General features: G+C 68.6%; 16 protein-coding genes. 12 read left to right on the forward strand and 4 right to left on the reverse strand.

Translation table 11 applies throughout. From position 1 onward, the window contains the following. Nucleotides 1-131 precede the first annotated feature (131 nt). The 4 genes from ASE76_RS09800 (at nucleotide 132) to ASE76_RS20540 (ending at nucleotide 4,269) form a co-directional block, all read left to right on the forward strand. Nucleotides 132-1,214 carry a cell division protein ZipA C-terminal FtsZ-binding domain-containing protein gene (locus ASE76_RS09800; RefSeq protein ID WP_055838380.1) on the forward strand — a complete coding sequence of 361 codons (1,083 nt, stop codon included), beginning with the start codon at nucleotides 132-134 and terminating at the stop codon, nucleotides 1,212-1,214. 61 nt (nucleotides 1,215-1,275) lie between these two features. Then, nucleotides 1,276-3,333 (forward strand): NAD-dependent DNA ligase LigA, encoded by a 2,058-nt coding sequence (ligA, locus tag ASE76_RS09805; RefSeq protein ID WP_055838383.1) that lies wholly within the window; start codon nucleotides 1,276-1,278, stop codon nucleotides 3,331-3,333. A gap of 121 nt (nucleotides 3,334-3,454) precedes the next feature. Continuing rightward, complete coding sequence (locus tag ASE76_RS20535) at nucleotides 3,455-3,679, forward strand: hypothetical protein (RefSeq protein WP_156362629.1); 225 nt, start codon at nucleotides 3,455-3,457, stop codon at nucleotides 3,677-3,679. Between the two features lie 125 nt (nucleotides 3,680-3,804). Then, on the forward strand, nucleotides 3,805-4,269 hold the full coding sequence (locus tag ASE76_RS20540; protein WP_156362631.1) for a hypothetical protein: 465 nt from the start codon (nucleotides 3,805-3,807) through the stop codon (nucleotides 4,267-4,269). Here ASE76_RS20540 and ASE76_RS09810 read toward each other — a convergent pair whose 3' ends face one another. Continuing rightward, nucleotides 4,270-4,701 carry a YbaN family protein gene (locus ASE76_RS09810; RefSeq protein ID WP_055838385.1) on the reverse strand — a complete coding sequence of 144 codons (432 nt, stop codon included), beginning with the start codon at nucleotides 4,699-4,701 and terminating at the stop codon, nucleotides 4,270-4,272. A 141-nt stretch (nucleotides 4,702-4,842) separates the two neighbouring features. On the opposite strand from ASE76_RS09810, the gene ASE76_RS09815 reads away from it, so the two are divergent. Genes ASE76_RS09815 through ASE76_RS09830 form a run of 4 tightly spaced genes read left to right on the forward strand, consistent with a single transcriptional unit; the run spans nucleotide 4,843 to nucleotide 8,558 of the window. Beyond that, a complete protein-coding gene (locus tag ASE76_RS09815) occupies nucleotides 4,843-5,388 on the forward strand; it encodes a peptide deformylase (protein WP_055838388.1) in 546 nt (181 codons plus the stop codon). Between the two features lie 35 nt (nucleotides 5,389-5,423). Continuing rightward, entirely contained in the window at nucleotides 5,424-6,476 is a 1,053-nt protein-coding gene (locus ASE76_RS09820) for an amino acid ABC transporter substrate-binding protein (protein ID WP_055839239.1), read from the forward strand. A gap of 58 nt (nucleotides 6,477-6,534) precedes the next feature. Beyond that, entirely contained in the window at nucleotides 6,535-7,527 is a 993-nt protein-coding gene (locus ASE76_RS09825; RefSeq protein WP_055838390.1) for an amino acid ABC transporter permease, read from the forward strand. Beyond that, a complete protein-coding gene (locus ASE76_RS09830; protein ID WP_055839240.1) occupies nucleotides 7,524-8,558 on the forward strand; it encodes an amino acid ABC transporter permease in 1,035 nt (344 codons plus the stop codon). Before ASE76_RS09825 ends, ASE76_RS09830 begins: the two co-directional genes overlap by 4 nt. Before the next feature lie 76 nt (nucleotides 8,559-8,634). On the opposite strand, the gene ASE76_RS09835 is transcribed toward ASE76_RS09830, so the two are convergent. Continuing rightward, the gene (locus ASE76_RS09835) at nucleotides 8,635-9,039 is read right to left on the reverse strand and encodes a DoxX family protein (RefSeq protein ID WP_055838393.1); all 405 of its coding nucleotides are present in this window, start codon (nucleotides 9,037-9,039) and stop codon (nucleotides 8,635-8,637) included. Between the two features lie 333 nt (nucleotides 9,040-9,372). Between ASE76_RS09835 and rfbB the strand changes: the two genes are divergently transcribed. Genes rfbB through rfbC form a run of 4 tightly spaced genes read left to right on the forward strand, consistent with a single transcriptional unit; the run spans nucleotide 9,373 to nucleotide 12,774 of the window. Further along, nucleotides 9,373-10,449: a dTDP-glucose 4,6-dehydratase gene (gene rfbB / locus ASE76_RS09840; RefSeq protein WP_055838396.1), complete on the forward strand. Its 1,077-nt coding sequence runs from the start codon at nucleotides 9,373-9,375 to the stop codon at nucleotides 10,447-10,449. Further along, nucleotides 10,449-11,342: a dTDP-4-dehydrorhamnose reductase gene (gene rfbD / locus ASE76_RS09845; RefSeq protein WP_055838399.1), complete on the forward strand. Its 894-nt coding sequence runs from the start codon at nucleotides 10,449-10,451 to the stop codon at nucleotides 11,340-11,342. The genes rfbB and rfbD overlap by 1 nt, the downstream gene beginning before the upstream one ends. Continuing rightward, nucleotides 11,339-12,229, forward strand: a complete 891-nt coding sequence (gene rfbA / locus ASE76_RS09850; RefSeq protein WP_055838402.1) for a glucose-1-phosphate thymidylyltransferase RfbA — start codon at nucleotides 11,339-11,341, stop codon at nucleotides 12,227-12,229. Before rfbD ends, rfbA begins: the two co-directional genes overlap by 4 nt. Then, nucleotides 12,226-12,774, forward strand: a complete 549-nt coding sequence (gene rfbC / locus ASE76_RS09855) for a dTDP-4-dehydrorhamnose 3,5-epimerase (protein ID WP_055838406.1) — start codon at nucleotides 12,226-12,228, stop codon at nucleotides 12,772-12,774. Before rfbA ends, rfbC begins: the two co-directional genes overlap by 4 nt. A gap of 56 nt (nucleotides 12,775-12,830) precedes the next feature. Here the strand turns inward: rfbC and ASE76_RS09860 are convergent, their stop codons facing one another. Beyond that, on the reverse strand, nucleotides 12,831-15,452 hold the full coding sequence (locus ASE76_RS09860) for a [protein-PII] uridylyltransferase (RefSeq protein ID WP_055838409.1): 2,622 nt from the start codon (nucleotides 15,450-15,452) through the stop codon (nucleotides 12,831-12,833). 42 nt (nucleotides 15,453-15,494) lie between these two features. Next, entirely contained in the window at nucleotides 15,495-16,325 is an 831-nt protein-coding gene (map, locus tag ASE76_RS09865) for a type I methionyl aminopeptidase (protein ID WP_055838413.1), read from the reverse strand. Nucleotides 16,326-16,493 lie beyond the last annotated feature (168 nt).

The raw sequence follows: 16,493 nt of genomic DNA on the forward strand, positions 1-16,493 counted from the left end.
AGCCGGACCCACGGCGTTCCGAGGCAGTCGGCTTCGCTGCGCTGGCCTCTTTCGACCATGGGCTGCAGAACTTTGTTGAGAACACTCAAAATTAGAATGACGACCTTTCGCATCCCAAAGGACTTCCGACCATGAGCACCTTGCAGATCAGCCTGGCGATGGCCGGGGGCGTGGTGCTGGCGGCCATCGTGGCCCACAGCGCCTGGACGTCGCGGCGCAACGCGCCGAAGCAGGCCGAGCCGACAGCCCCGGCCGCGGCCGACGGCAGTGCGCCGTCAGAGCCCGGCGAGCGCCAGGAGCCGGCATTCGACGGTGCCGACCTGGCGGCGGTGGGCGAGGGTGGGGATCCGGCGCTCGGTGGGATGCCGAACTTGCCGTTGCCGGAGAAGAAGCCGGGGCTGGACCCGCTGATCGACGTGATCGCTCCGCTGGCACTGGAAGGCGTCGCCTCCGGCGATGCCGCACTGGCCGCGACGCCCACCACCCGCCGCGTGGGCAGCAAGCCCTTCGCCATCGAGGGCCTGAACGACGCGACCGGCCACTGGGAAACCCCGGTGGCGGGCCAGCGCTACCGGGCGTTCCAGGCCGGCGTGCAGCTGGCCAACCGCACCGGGGCGCTCAACGACATCGAATTCTCGGAATTCGTCATGAAGACTCAGGGCTTCGCCGACGCGCTCAATGCCGCGCCGGATTTTCCCGAGATGCGCGACGAGGTGGCCCGCGCCCGCGAGCTGGACCAGTTCGCGAGCGACCACGATGCCCAACTCGCTTTCGTGCTGCGGGCCCGCGCCGCGGCCTGGAGCCCCGGCTACGTGCAGCAGAACGCCGCCCGCCTGGGCTTCGTGCCCGGCGTGATCCCGGGCCGGATGGCCCTGCCCGCCACGTCGGGTGCCGGACTGCCGCCGGTGTTGACCCTGGCGTTCGATACCCAGGCCGCCCTCGCCGAAGACCCGGCCCAGTCGGCCATCCGCGAAGTGCAGCTGAGCCTGGACGTCGCCCAGGTGTACCGGCAGGAGCAGCCCTTCACCCGGTTGCGCGAGGCGGCGGCGTCGCTGGCCCAGGCGATGGACGGTGTGGTCACCGACCAGAACGGGCAGCCGCTGCGCGAAGACGCGATGGACGGCATCGGTGCCGACCTGGAAAAGCTCTACGACACGCTCGACGGGCGCGACCTGTCGGCCGGATCGGTGCAGGCGCGCCGTCTGTTCGGCTGAGCGGGCCGTGGCGTCCCGTGCAGGGCCTGCGAAGGCCGAAACCGATGTTTCCGAACCGAAAGTGGCTGTGGCCGGCGCGGATGGCCGACCTCCTGCTATCGAAATAGAAGCACTTCGGGCCCAGCTCGACACCTGGGCCCACCAGTACTACGTGCTGGACGCGCCCGCGGTCCCCGACGCGGAGTACGACCGGGTGTTCCAGGCGCTGCAGGCGCTGGAGATGGCCCATCCCGACCTGGTGACGCCCGATTCGCCGACGCAGCGGGTCGGCGGCGCGCCGCTGGGGGCTTTCGCCTCGGTCCGGCATGCGGTGCCGATGCTCAGCATCCGCACCGAAACCGACACCGAGGCCACCGGCGCCGTGGCATTCGACACCCGCATCCGCAAGGAACTGGGCCTGAAGGAGGGCGACCCGCCCGTCGCCTACATGGCCGAGCTGAAGTTCGACGGCCTGGCGATGAACCTGCGCTACGAAGACCGCAAGCTGGTGCGCGCCGCCACCCGGGGCGACGGCGAGACCGGCGAAGAGGTGACGCAGAACATCCGCACGATGCGCCAGATTCCGCTGCGGCTGCCCGCCGGCGCGCCCGCCGTGCTGGAGGTGCGCGGCGAGGTCTACATGCGCCGTCCCGACTTCGAGAAGCTCAACGAGCGGCAGCGGGAGGCGGGCGACAAAACCTTCGTCAACCCGCGAAATGCCGCCGCTGGCGCGGTACGCCAGCTGGATCCGGGCATCGCCGCCAGACGGCCGCTGTCGTTCTTCGCCTACGGCTGGGGCGAGGTGCAGGATTGGCCCGACCAGCCGCCGACGCAGGACGGCGTGCTGGCGGCCTTCGCCGGTTTCGGCTTCCCGGTGGACAAGCACCGCGCGGTGGTCGAGGGGGCCGAGGGCCTGGCCGCGTTCCACCAGAAGATCGGCGCGCTTCGCGATACGCTGCCCTTCGACATCGACGGCGTGGTCTACAAGGTCGATGCGCTGGCGCTGCAGCAGCGGCTGGGCTTCGTCAGCCGCGAGCCGCGCTGGGCCGTCGCGCACAAGTACCCGGCGCAGGAGCAGCTGACGGCGGTGGTCGACATCGACGTGCAGGTGGGCCGCACCGGCAAACTGACCCCGGTGGCGCGCCTGGCGCCGGTCTTCGTCGGCGGGGTGACGGTCACCAACGCCACGCTCCACAATTTGTTCGAGCTGCGCCGCAAGGGCGTGCGGGTGGGCGACACGGCCATCGTGCGGCGGGCGGGCGACGTGATTCCCGAGGTGGTGGGCACCGTCGCGACGGTGCGGCCGCGCTGCCCTTACGTGCCCAACTTCCACATGCCGCGGCAGTGCCCGGTGTGCGGCAGCGACGTGGTGCGGGAGCCCGGCGAGGTCAACCACCGCTGCTCGGGCGGCCTGTTCTGTGCCGCCCAGCGCAAGGAGGCGATCCTGCACTTCGCCCAGCGCCGGGCGATGGACATCGAGGGGCTGGGCGACAAGCTGGTCGACCAACTGGTCGAGAGCGGCACCATCCGCGTGCTGCCCGATCTGTACAGGCTGGGGCTCACCACCCTGGCCGCGCTGGACCGGATGGCCGACAAGTCGGCCCAGAACGTGGTCGAGGCCCTGGAGAAATCCAAGGGTACGACGCTGCCGCGCTTCCTCTTCGGCCTGGGCATCCGCCACATCGGCGAGGCGACGGCCAAGGACCTGGCGCGCCACTTCGGCAATCTGGACGCGATCATGGACGCGCCGGTGGAGCAGCTCCTGGAGGTGAACGACGTCGGCCCGATCGTCGCATTGGCACTGCGGACCTTCTTCGACCAGCCCCACAACCGCGAGGTGGTGGAGCAATTGCGGGCCTGCGGCATCCACTGGCCCGAAGGCCCGCCGGCAGAGCGCAAGGCCCTGCCGCTGGCCGGCAAGACCTTCGTGCTGACCGGCACGCTGCCCACGCTGTCGCGGGAAGACGCCAAGGCACTGCTGGAAGCCGCCGGCGCCAAGGTGGCGGGGTCGGTCAGCAAGAAGACCGACTACGTCGTGGCCGGCGAGGAAGCGGGCAGCAAGCTGGAGAAGGCGCAGGCGCTGGGCGTGGAAGTGCTGGACGAAGCGGGCATGCAGGCCCTGCTGGCCGCGGTGGCCTGAGAGGCGCAGCGGTGGAGCGGCGGACGACCTTACGCATCTTTACCCCGGAGATACCTGGCGGCCTGCACCCGCCACGTCGCTGGCGCGTTGAATGGGGCAGCCTGTTTCCAAAGGAGACCCCATGAAATCGCTTCGTCTTGTCCGTGTGTCGTTTCTCGTCGCTGCAGCCGGTGCACTGAGCGGCTGCGTCGTCGCCCCGGTCGCCCCCGTCGGTTACTACGGTGGGCCGGCGTACTACCAGGCGGCGCCGGTCGTCGTAACACCCAGCATCGGCATCTGGGGCGGATCCGGCTATCGTGGCGGTGGGTATGGCTACGGCGGCTATGGCCGGCGTGGCTGGCGCTAAGCCGCCGCGTAAATGCACGGCGGTCCGGCCGATGCGGAAAAAGCGCATGTGCCTACCCGGAGCCCTGGGTCCGCTGCCATGCTGTCAGGACTGCGATGCACCGACGCATCGGTGAGGAGATTCGAATGCACGTCAAATTCATCACCCGTTCCGTCCTGGCACTCGGCGTGGCGGCGGCACTGGTCGGTTGCGTTGCGCCGCCGGTGGACAGCTACGGCTACGGCTATCCGTACGGCGGGGTCGGTTACTCCGAAACCGTGGTCGTACCGCCGCCGGCCTACGGCTATGGAGGATACGGTGCCTACGGCGGCGACTACGCCTATCCGCGCGGCTACTACTCCAATCCCGGCTACTACTATCCCCGCCCCGGGTATGGCGGTGGGCGTCCGTACGACCGGGGGCAGCCACCCCGCGCCGGGGACAACCGGCCTGCACCACCCGCCATGGCGCCCCCCGTGGGCCGCAGGCCCGATGCGGCGGACGTACCGCGGTTCAACCAGCCTTCCGGCCGGTCGGCTCCACCGGCGATGGCGGTACCACCGATGGATGGACGCAGGCCCGACGCGGCCGACGTGCCGTTCAATCGTTAATCATCCGAAGGTCCGGAGACGTTCGCCGGCAGCAGCACGCGGTGGTTCGGGTCTGCACCACAGCCAGGCGAGCACGCCGTCCATGCAGCCGATCGCGAGCGATGCGATCCAGACCTGCCGAACTGTCAGAAGAACCACCGCAGCGCAGGCCGCCATCGCGATGCTGGCGCTCCATTTGGACCGACGGCTGACGTAGCCGCCCTGCTGCCACTGTTGCAACAAGGGGCCGAACACCGGATTGCGCATCAACCGGGCGTGCAGCGTCGGCGAACTGCGGGCGGCGGCCCAGGCCGCCAGGATCACGAAGACCGTGCTGGGCATGCCCGGTACCATCACCCCGATCACCGCCAGCACGAGGCACACCACGGCCATGGCATAGAGCAGCCACCGCACCGGGGCGGGCGGCAGTGAACCGGGGGAGGGCAGGGTCATGCGGGAGAGGTCGATCGGCCGGGGCCGCCACCGTCGGCGGCCGGTGCCGGCATTGTGCCTGCGCACCCTGGCCGGTCGGGCTATGCTCGGTACCTTTGATCCGAGGATGGCGCCGGCCCGGCCGGCACCCTCCGCACTCCCATGGCCATCCGAGAAATCCTCAAGATGGGCGATCTGCGCCTGTTGCGCGTGGCGCCCGCCGTACCGTCCGATGCGTTCGGAAGCGAAGCGCTGCATACGCTCGTCGCGGACATGTTCGAGACGATGCAGGCGGTCAACGGCGCCGGGCTGGCGGCGCCCCAGATCGGCGTCGACCTGCAACTGGTGATCTTCGGAACCGATGCGCCGAATGTCCGCTACCCGGATGCGCCGGTGGTGCCGCGCACGGTGCTGCTCAACCCGGTGATCGAACCGCTCGGCCCGGAGGAGGAAGACGGCTGGGAAGGCTGCCTGTCGGTGCCGGGCCTGCGGGGCGTGGTGCCGCGCTGGTCGCGCATTCGCTACAGCGGCGTCGATCCGCAGGGTTCGCCGATCGACCGTACGGTGGAAGGCTTCCACGCCCGCGTGGTGCAGCACGAGTGCGATCACCTGGTCGGCAAGCTCTACCCGATGCGGGTGCGGGATTTCAGCCGGTTCGGCTTCACCGAGGTGCTGTTCCCCGGAATGGACCCGTCCGACGACGATTGATGTTCGACACGAACGACTTGCAGAAAGAAAACGCCATGCCGCATTTCCGCCCACCTTCCTTTTCCCGACAGGCTGTCTACGGCTTCGCCCTGGCGGCTGCCGCCGTGCTTTCCGCGCCTGCGGCGCACGCGGGCAAGACGCTCGACGCCGTCAAGCAGCGGGGCACGGTCAACTGCGGCGTGACCAACGGCGTGGCCGGCTTCTCGGCCCCCGACTCCAAGGGCGAATGGTCGGGCCTCGACGTCGACACCTGCCGCGCGGTGGCCGCGGCTGTCCTGGGCGACGCCAAAAAGGTCAATTTCGTGCCGCTCAACGCGCAACAGCGCTTCTCGGCGCTGCAGGCCGGCGAGATCGACATCCTGGCCCGCAACACCAGCTGGACGCTCGCCCGCGACGCTTCGCTGGGCCTGCAGTTCACCACCATCACCTACTACGACGGCCAGGGTTTCCTGGTGCCGAAGAAGCTCAAGATCACCAGTGCCAAGCAGTTGAAGGGCGCCGAGATCTGCACCCAGTCGGGCACGACCAACGAGAAGAACGTCGCCGACTATTTCCGCGCCCAGAACATCAAGGTCAAGACGGTGGTGTTCGAGAACTTCGAGGCGGCGTTCAAGGCATTCTTCTCCGGCCGGTGCCAGGTCTTCACCACCGACGCGTCGGCCCTGGCAGGCCTGCGCAACAAGGAAGCCAAGAACCCCGACGACTACCTGATCCTGCCCGAGCTGATCTCGAAGGAACCGCTCGCACCCGCCGTGCGCCGGGGCGACGACGAGTGGTTCACCATCGTGAAATGGGTGCCCAACGCGCTGATCGAAGCGGAAGAGTTGGGGCTGACCCAGGCCGGCGTGGACGCCGCCCGCACCGCCAGCCAGGACCCTGCGGCCCAGCGGCTGCTGGGCACCGGCGAAGACACCGGCAAGCTGTTGGGCCTGGACAAGGACTGGGCGTTCCGCGCGATCAAGGCGGTCGGCAACTACGGCGAGATGTTCGAGCGCAACGTGGGCCCGAAATCCGTTCTGCAGCTTCCGCGCGGGGTGAACCGGCTGTGGAACCAGGGTGGGCTGATGTACGCACTGCCGGTGCGCTGATGCAGGCAGCGCGCGCCGTGGCCGCATCGCGCCCGGTCGACCGGCCGAGGCGTCGGGCATGAGCCGTCTGCCGCGCGCCACGGTATGGGCCTGGGTGGTGCAGCTGCTCCTGCTGGCGGTGCTGCTGGCCGGCGTGGCCGCGCTGGTCGGCCATGCGTTCGAGGTGCTCCGGGCTCGCGGCATCCGCTCGGGGTTCGATTTCCTGCTGCAGCCCGCGGGTTTCGAGGTGGGCGAGGGCTGGCTCGACTACGCGGCCGGCCAGCCGTTCTGGCGCGCCTTTCTCGCGGGCCTGGTCAACACGGTCCGCGCCGCGGTGCCGGCCGCGATGCTCGCGCTGGTGCTGGGCACGCTGCTCGGCATCGGCCGGCTGGCGCCGCACCTGCTGGTGCGCGGGATCTGCACCGCGTATGTCGAGGCGCTGCGCAACGTGCCGTTACTGGTGCAACTGCTGATGCTGTACTTCGCCCTTACCCAGTTGCTACCGGATGCGAGCGAGGCGGTACAACTGCTGCCCGGCATCTGGATCAGCAAGAGCGGCCTGTCGCTGCCCTGGCCGGTGACCGAGGCCGGCAGCTGGTGGCCGCACGCCCTCGAATGGCCGGAGCGCACGGTGTTCAACGTCAGCGGCGGCGCGTCGCTCACGCCGGAGTACCTGGCGATCGTCTGGGCACTGGGCTTCTACACCGCCGCCTTCGTGGCCGAGATCGTGCGGGCCGGGATCGCGTCGGTGTCGGACGGCCAGAACGACGCCGCACGGGCGATGGGGTTCACGCCGGTCCAGCAGCTGCGGGTGGTCGTGCTGCCGCAGGCCCTGCGCGTCATCGTGCCTGCGCTTACCAACCAGTTGCTGAGCCTGGTCAAGAACTCTTCGCTGGCGGTGGCGGTGGGTTATCCCGAACTGGTGTCGGTCGCCAACACGTCGCTCAACTCGACCGGACGGGCCTTCGAATGCATCGCGGTGGTGATGGCGGTGTACCTGCTGCTGTCGCTGCTGATTTCGGCGGTCATGAACTTCTACAACCGCCGGGTGGCGCTGCGGGGGTGGTCGTGAGACGGCCGACGGCGGCGGTCGACTGGCGGGCCGATCTGTTCGGCGGCCCGGTGCGCAGCGCGTGCACTTTGGGGCTGGTCGCGGTCTTCCTCTGGATAGCTTGGCAGGCGATCGCATGGGGCGGCGTGGGCGCGGTGTTCCGGCCCGATGCCGAAGCCTGCCGGGCCGCCACCCACCATGCCTGCTGGGGCGTGATCGCCGAGAAATGGCGGTCGCTGCTGTTCGGCCGCTACCCGTTCGACCAGCAGTGGCGGCCAGCGACCGCCTTGGCCGTCCTGGTGGCTTTGCTGGCCGCGAGCGCGTGGCCCCGGTTCTGGCGCTGGCCGCTGGTACCCGCCTGGATCGCGGGCATCGCGTTGTTCGTGCTGCTCATGCGTGGCGGCTGGGGCGGGCTGGAGACGGTCCCGACCGGCAGATGGGGTGGCTTGCCCCTGACGGTGGCGCTGGCCGTCTTCTCGCTGGGCGCGGCATTTCCGATCGGGCTGGCGCTGGCGCTGGGCCGGCGGTCGCAACTGCCGGTGGTGCGCACCGTGTGCGCGAGCTACATCGAACTGATCCGCGGCGTGCCGCTGATCTCGGTCCTGTTCATGGCGTCGTTCCTGGTGCCGCTGCTGGTGCCGCAGGCCTTCCAGCCCGACGTGCTGCTGCGTGTGCTGACGGGCATGGCGCTGTTCACGGCAGCGTACCTGGCCGAGATTATCCGGGGCGGCCTGCAGGCGGTGCCGCGGGGGCAGGTCGACGCGGCCGTTGCCCTGGGCATGCGGCGCTGGCAGGTGCAGCGCACGGTGGTGCTGCCGCAGGCCCTGCGCATCGTGGTGCCGGCGCTCGTCAACGCGGTGATCGGCACCCTGAAGGACACCTCGCTGGTCACCGTGGTCGGTCTGTTCGAACTGACCGGTGCCCTGGGGCTGGCCCTGGGCGGCGACCCGGTGTGGCGGCCGTTCTACCTCGAGGGCTACCTGTTCCTCGCGGCCGTCTACTGGGTCATGTGCTTCGGGCTCTCGCGCTACGGCCGTTGGCTGGAGCGCTGAGCACCGCTTTCGCGGTGAGAAGCCATGGGTCGGCGGTCTTGCGGGCCTGGCGCCCCGCCGCCGATGCAGCACGTGATCAGTTCAGCTTGCCGCCGCTGCCGCCGACACTGAAGCGTCCTGCGCCGAGAAACGCCACTGCCAGCGCGCCGAAGAGGAACATGCCCTGCAGCTCGAGCTTCCAGCCGCCCATGTTGTTGAGCGCGCCGAAATCCTTCATGTGCGCCAGGAACAGCGCGAACAGCATGTTCACCACGATGATCCACGCCGCAGGGCGTGTGAAGATGCCCACGATCAGGAGCAGCGGCGCCACCACCTCGCCGATGTAGGCAAGGTAGGCCAGTTCGGCCGGCAGGCCGTGCGACGACAGCATGCCGGCGATGCCGCCCACGCCGGAGCCGATCTTGGCGATGCCGTGCAGCAGGATGAGAATGCCCACGCTCAGGCGCAGGACGAGCTTGCCGGTGTCTTCGGAACGGACCATGTGAATTTCCCCTAGGCTTGTGTGTTGTACGGCGCGCGTTGTCGCGTGCCTCGTGTGGCGCACCGACGGGCAAACGATGTGCCCATGCGCCACAGGGCGCGACCATAGCGCAAACCGCAGGGGTTCGGGAAGGGCCCGCGCCATGCCGGAGCACGACGCTCCTCGCAGGCTGCGGCACGAGGAGCGGTGTTTACAATCCCGGCACGCCGTGCGTATCCCAGTCCAGCTTTTTCGCGCCCTCGTGAACACGCAAGCGTCGGACCACCCACCGGATGCGCGTCGAAGCCATGGCGGTCTACCGCCATACGCTCATAGACATCAGGACTTAGCGACATGACGATTTTGGTGACCGGCGGAGCCGGTTTCATTGGTGCGAACTTTGTGCTCGACTGGGTCGATGCGACCGACGAAACCGTCGTCAACCTCGACAAACTGACCTATGCGGGCAACCTGCAGAACCTCGCAGGCATCGACGGAAATGCGCGGCACGTCTTCGTGCAGGGCGATATCGGCGACCGCGCTTTGATGGACGGCCTGTTGCGGCAACACCGGCCCCGCGCCGTGCTCAACTTCGCGGCCGAGAGCCATGTCGACCGTTCGATCCACGGGCCGGGCGATTTCATCCAGACCAACGTGGTCGGTACCTTCCATCTGCTGGAATCGGTACGCGCCTACTGGGCTTCGCTCGACGCGCCGGAAGCCGCTTCTTTCCGCTTGCTGCACGTGTCGACCGACGAGGTGTACGGCACCCTGGGCGCGGCCGATCCGGCCTTCACCGAAACCCACCGCTACGAGCCCAACAGCCCCTACAGCGCGAGCAAGGCCGCCAGCGACCATCTGGTCCGCGCCTGGCACCACACCTACGGCCTGCCGGTGCTCACCACCAACTGCAGCAACAACTACGGCCCTTTCCACTTCCCGGAGAAGCTGATCCCGCTGGTGATCACCAACGCGCTGGCGGGCAAACCCCTGCCGATCTACGGCGACGGCCTGCAGGTGCGCGACTGGCTCTACGTGCGCGACCATTGCAGCGCGATCCGCCGCGTGCTCGAGGCCGGACAGCTGGGCGAAACCTACAACGTCGGCGGCTGGAACGAGAAAGCCAACATCGAGATCGTGCGCACCATCTGCGCGCTGCTGGACGAACTGCGCCCCCGCACCGACGGCAAGCCCTACGCCGAGCAGATCACCTATGTGAAGGACCGCCCGGGCCACGACCGCCGTTACGCGATCGACGCCCGCAAGATCGAGCGCGAGCTGGGATGGAAGCCGGCCGAAACCTTCGACACCGGCATCCGCAAGACGGTGCAGTGGTACCTGGACCATGCCCAGTGGGTCGCCGACGTGCAGACCGGTGCGTACCGCGACTGGGTCGCGCAGCAGTACGCGCCGGCGGCGGTGTCCGCGTGATGCGCATCATGCTCCTGGGCAGCTCGGGGCAGGTGGGCTGGGAACTGCAACGCAGCCTGGCGCCGTTGGGCGATGTGACGGTACTGCCGCGCAGCGCCGCCGACCTCGAGAGCCCAGACTTGCTGACCGAAGCGGTGCGCGCCGTACGACCCGACGTGATCGTGAACGCCGCCGCCCACACCGCCGTCGACAAGGCGGAAAGCGAAGCGGAGCGCGCGCACCGCATCAATGCCGAGGCGCCCGGCGTGCTGGGACACGAGGCAGCACGCCTGGGCGCGCTGCTGGTGCACTACAGCACCGACTACGTCTTCGACGGCGGAGGTACCCGAGCCTGGTCGGAAGCGGATGTGACCGGCCCACTGTCGGTGTACGGCAGCACCAAGCTCGAGGGCGAGCAGCGCATCCAGGCCAGCGGCTGCCGGCACCTGATCTTCCGCACCAGCTGGGTGTATGCCGCGCGCGGTGGCAACTTCGCCAAGACCATGCTGCGGCTGGCCCGCGATCGGAGCCGGCTGACGGTCATCGACGACCAGTGGGGCGCCCCGACCGGCGCCGACCTGATCGCGGACGTGACGGCGCATGCGATCCGTGCCGTGGAACACCACGGCGCGCCTGCCGGGCTGTACCACCTGGTCGCCGGCGGCGAGACGACCTGGCACGGCTACGCTTCCCACGTCATCGCGCAGGCGCGGCGGCTGCAGCCCGACGTGCCGCTGGCCGTCGAGGACATCGCGGCGGTGCCGACCAGCGCGTTTCCGACGCCCGCCCGCCGTCCCGCCAATTCGCGCATGGACACCACGCGCCTGCAACAGGCTTACAAGCTGACGCTGCCTGCATGGCAGACCGGCGTCGACCGGATGCTGGCCGAGATCCTGGAGACTTCGAACCGATGACCACACAACGCAAAGGCATCGTGCTGGCGGGGGGCTCTGGCACCCGCCTGCACCCGGCCACCCTGGCGATCAGCAAGCAGCTGCTGCCGGTCTACGACAAGCCGATGATCTACTACCCGCTGAGCACGCTGATGCTGGCGGGTATCCGCGACATCCTGATCATCAGCACGCCGCAGGACACGCCGCGCTTCCAGCAGCTGCTGGGCGACGGGGCCCAGTGGGGCCTGAACTTGCAGTACGCGGTGCAGCCCAGCCCGGACGGCCTGGCCCAGGCGTTCATCATCGGCGAGCAGTTCCTGGCCGGTGCGCCGAGCGCGCTGGTGCTGGGCGACAACATCTTCCACGGACACGACTTCCAGGTGCTGCTCGAAGACGCGGATGCCCGCCGGGCGGGTGCGACGGTGTTCGCCTACCACGTGCAGGACCCCGAGCGTTACGGCGTGGTGGATTTCGACGCGGAAGGCCGCGCTACCAGCATCGAGGAAAAGCCGGCGAAGCCCAAGAGCCAGTACGCGGTGACCGGCCTCTACTTCTACGACGAGCAGGTGGTGGACGTGGCCAAGGCTGTCAAGCCGAGCGCCCGCGGCGAGCTGGAGATCACGGCCGTCAACCAGCACTACCTCGAGAACCAGGCGCTCAACGTGCAGATCATGCAGCGCGGCTATGCCTGGCTCGACACCGGCACGCACGAAAGTCTGCTGGAGGCCGGCCAGTTCATCGCCACTCTGGAACAGCGCCAGGGTTTGAAGATCGCCTGCCCCGAAGAGATCGCATGGCGCAACGGCTTCATCACCGCTGAACAATTCGAGCGGCTCGCCCAGCCGCTGACCAAGAACGGCTACGGCCAGTACATGCTGCGCCTGCTGAAGGAAAAGATCGTCAAATGAAGGTCATCGCCACGTCCATCCCCGAAGTCGTGATCCTGGAGCCGAAAGTCTTCGGCGACGCAAGAGGTTTCTTCTTCGAGAGCTTCAACCACCGCGCGTTCGAGGCCGCGGTCGGGCATACGGTCTCGTTCGTGCAGGACAACCACAGCCGCAGCGCGCAAGGCGTTCTGCGTGGCCTGCACTACCAGCTGCGCCAGGCGCAAGGCAAGCTGGTGCGCGTGGTGCGCGGAACGGTGTACGACGTGGCGGTGGACATCCGCAAGCAGTCGAAGACATTCGGCCAGTGGGTCGGGGCGGAGTTGAGCGAAGAGAACCAGCGCCAGATGTGGGTCCCACCGGGATTCGCGCACGGCTTCCTGGTGACCAGCGAATCGGCGGATTTTCTCTACAAGACGACCGACTACTACGCGCCGGAGTTCGAGCGCTGCATCGCCTGGAACGATCCCGAACTTGCGATTCCGTGGCCGCTCCAGGGTGTCGAGGCCAAGCTTTCCGGCAAGGATTCCGCCGCACCCCGTTTCGGCGATGCCGAAGTCTTCGAATAACGTTGCGGCCGCAGCGGTTGCGGCCTGCCACGGGCTGATCCGGGCGTTGTCCCGGATCAGGCCCCCTGCAGGACTTCCAGCAGTTCCGTCTCGATCGCGAGCTGCGCGCGGTTGCGCTGCAGGCTCGGGCCGTCTATCAGGAAGGTGTCTTCCACCCGCTCGCCCAGGGTGCTGATCTTGGCCAGCTGCAGGTTGAGCTGGTGCTTGGCCAGCACGCGGGCGATCGAATACAGCAGGCCGGCACGGTCGCTGGCGGAAATGCTCAGCAGCCAGCGCTGGGCGCGGTCGTCCGGCCGCAGCTCGACGCGCGGCGCGACGGGAAAGCTCCGGACCCGCCGGGACACGCGGCCACGGCTCGGGGCGGGCAGGGGGCCCGACTGCTGCAAGGCCTGCGGCAGGTCGGTCTGCACCATGCTGACCAGTTCGCGGTAGTGCTCGGGCAGCACCGAGGTGACCACCTGGAAGGTGTCCAGCGCATACCCGTCGCGGGCGGTGTGCACCTTGGCATCCAGGATGCTGAAGCCAGCCTGGTCGAAGTAGCCGCAGATGCGGGCGAACAGGTCGGGGGCGTCGGGCGTGTAGACCAGCACCTGCAGGCCCTCGCCGACCGTCGACAGCCGCGCCCGCACGATGCAGGCATCGGCGCCGGCCGCGGCCGGCCGGGGATCGCCGCGCACATGCCGCGACAGCTGCCGGGCATGCCAGGCGATGTCGGCCGCGTCGTGGCGCATGAAGTAGCGCACGTCCAGGGTGTCCCACAGCTTCTTGTGGGCCTCGTGCGGCTCGGCGTGCAGCGCCAGCAGCACCAGGGCCTCGCGCTTGCGCGATTCGATCAGCGCGGCCGGGTTGGGCGTCTGGCCGCCGAGGGCCCGCAGGGTGTAGCGGTACAGGTCCTCCAGCAGCTTGCCCTTCCAGGCGTTCCAGACCTTGGGACTGGTGCCCCGGATGTCGGCCACGGTGAGCAGGTAGAGCGCGGTGAGGTGGCGCTCGTCGCCGACCTTCTGCGCGAACGCGCTGATCACCGCCGGATCGCTCAGGTCGGATTTCTGCGCGATGTGGCTCATCGTCAGGTGCTCCTGCACCAGGAAGGCGATCAGGTCGGCGTCGTCCTGCTCGATGTCGTGGTCTTCGCAGAACTTGCGCACGTCGCGGGCGCCCAGTTCGGAATGGTCGCCGCCGCGGCCTTTCGCAATGTCGTGGAACAGCGCGGCGGTGTACAGGATCCACGGCTTGTCCCAGCCGGCCGCCAATTGCGAGCAGAACGGATATTCGTGCGCATGCTCGGCCATGAAGAAGCGCCGGGCGTTGCGCAGCACCATCAGGATGTGCTGGTCGACCGTGTAGACGTGGAACAGGTCGTGCTGCATCTGCCCGACGATGTGGCGGAACACCCGCAGGTAGCGGCCCAGCACCGAGGTCTGGTTCATCAGCCGGATCGCATGGGTGATGCCCACCGGCTGCTGCAGGATGGTGCGGAAGGTGGCGCGGTTGACCGGGTCGCGCCGGAACGACGCATCCATCGCATCGCGGGCGTTGTAGAGGGCGCGCAGCGTGCGGGCCGACAGGCCGCGCAGGCCGATGTGCGTCTCGTACAGCAGGAATGTTTCGAGGATCGCGTGCGGCTGGGTGCGGTAGAGGTCGTCGCTCGCCACCTCGATCATCCCGGCCTTCTCGTAGAAGCGCTCGTTGATCGGGATCAGCGCGTGGGTGGTCGGGTTGAGCCGCTCGCCGATGTTGAGCAGCAGGATCTGGCTCAGCTGCGTGACCGCCTTGGCCGCCCAGTAGTAGCGCCGCATCAGCGCCTCGCTGGCGCGGCGGGCCAGCCGGGTGCCGTCGGGTGCCAGCGACCGGTAGCCGAAGGATTCGGCGACCGCCGTCTGCAGGTCGAACACCAGCCGGTCTTCGCGGCGCTTGGCGATCAGGTGCAGCCGGGTGCGGATCAGGCTCAGCAGCGCCTCGTTGCGCTTGATCTGGCGCACCTCGAATGCGGTGGCCAGGCCGTTATGGGCCAGTGCGTCCCAGTTCTCTCCGTAGCCGGCCGCAGTGGACACCCACAGGATGCTCTGCAGGTCGCGCAGCCCGCCGGGCGATTCCTTGCAGTTGGGCTCCAGCGAGTAGGGCGTGTCCTCGAACTTGTGATGCCGCTGGCGCAGCTCCAGCATCTTGGCGGAGAAGAACGCCTGCGGATCGAGCGCTTCGCGGAACGCCTTGCGGAACCGGTGAAACAGGGTGGCGTCGCCGACGAGCCGGCGCGATTCGAGCAGCGAGGTCTGCACCGTCACGTCGCGGGCCGCCTCGTCCAGGCATTCGGCGGCGGTGCGCACGCTCGATCCGATCTCCAGGCCAGCGTCCCAGCAGCTGCCGATGAAGCCCTCGATCTTCAGCCGCAGCGCGTCGTCGGCATCGGGCTGGGTGCCGTCGGGCAGCAGCAGCAGCACGTCGATGTCGGAATGGGGAAACAGCTCTCCCCGGCCGTAGCCGCCGACAGCCAGCAACGCGAAGCTCTCGGGGAAGGCCGCCCGCGTCCACAGGGTGCCGAGCAGCTGGTCGGCCATCCGCGCCAACTGGCGCAAGACCGTGTGGATGCCGCGGGCGGTGGCGCCGCTGCGCTCGGCCGCGTCCAGCAGCGTCGCCTTCTTCTGGCGGTAGTCGTCGCGCAGCAGCGAAAGATCGGACATCGGGGAGGGGCTCCTGCCGGACACGTCGGGATCGGACGCGGGTTACGCGGCGAGGGCCGGCGTGCCGTGCACATCGGTGTAGAAGGCGGGCGGCGGCGGGCATTCGGCCGACAGGGTCAGCACCTCGCAGCCCGTCTCGGTGACCAACACCGTGTGCTCCCACTGGGCCGACAGGCTGTGGTCCTTGGTGACGATGGCCCAGCCGTCGTTGCCGAACTCCTTGACCTCGCGGCGGCCGGCGTTGAGCATCGGCTCGATGGTGAAGGTCATGCCGGGCTTGAGCTCCTCCAGCGTGCCGGGCTTGCCGTAGTGCAGCACCTGCGGTTCTTCGTGGAAGTTGCGGCCGATGCCGTGGCCGCAGAACTCGCGCACCACGCTGAAGCCGTGGCCCTCGGCGAACTTCTGGATCGCCGAGCCGATGTCGCCCAGCCGCGCACCGGGCCGGACCTTCATGATGCCGATCCAGAGCGATTCGAAGGTGATCGCGCTCAGCCGCCTGGCGGCGATGGAGGGCTCGCCCACCATGTACATCCGGCTGGTGTCGCCGTACCAGCCGTCCTTGATGACGGTGACGTCGACATTCATGATGTCGCCTTTCTTCAGCGGCTTGTCGTTGGGAATGCCGTGGCAGACCACGTGGTTCAGCGAGGTGCAGAGCGATTTCGGGTAGGGCGGATAGCCCGGCGGCTGGTAGCCGAGCGTGGCCGACACGCTGCCCTGCCGTGCCATGCACTCCGCGGCGAGCCGGTCGATCTCGTTGGTGGTGACGCCCGGCTTCACATGCGGCGCGAGGTAGTCCAGCACTTCGGCGGCAAGGCGGCAGGCGACGCGCATGCCTTCGATTTCCTGGGCGTTCTTGTAGGTGATGCTCATCCGGGAATTATCCCATCGGCTCTCCAGGCCGTGCCGCCGCAGGGGTGCCGGCCCGGGCGCCGGGCGGGTGGCGCCGCTTTAGAATCCGGGGTTTCCCGGAGCAGCCCGCGCCCGCCCCATCCAGCGGCGGTCGCGCGGCGCCCGTCCTGCTTCTCGCACCCGCAGACA

Origin of the sequence: Xylophilus sp. Leaf220 (assembly GCF_001421705.1) — a bacterium.
Lineage (GTDB): Bacteria > Pseudomonadota > Gammaproteobacteria > Burkholderiales > Burkholderiaceae_C > Xylophilus.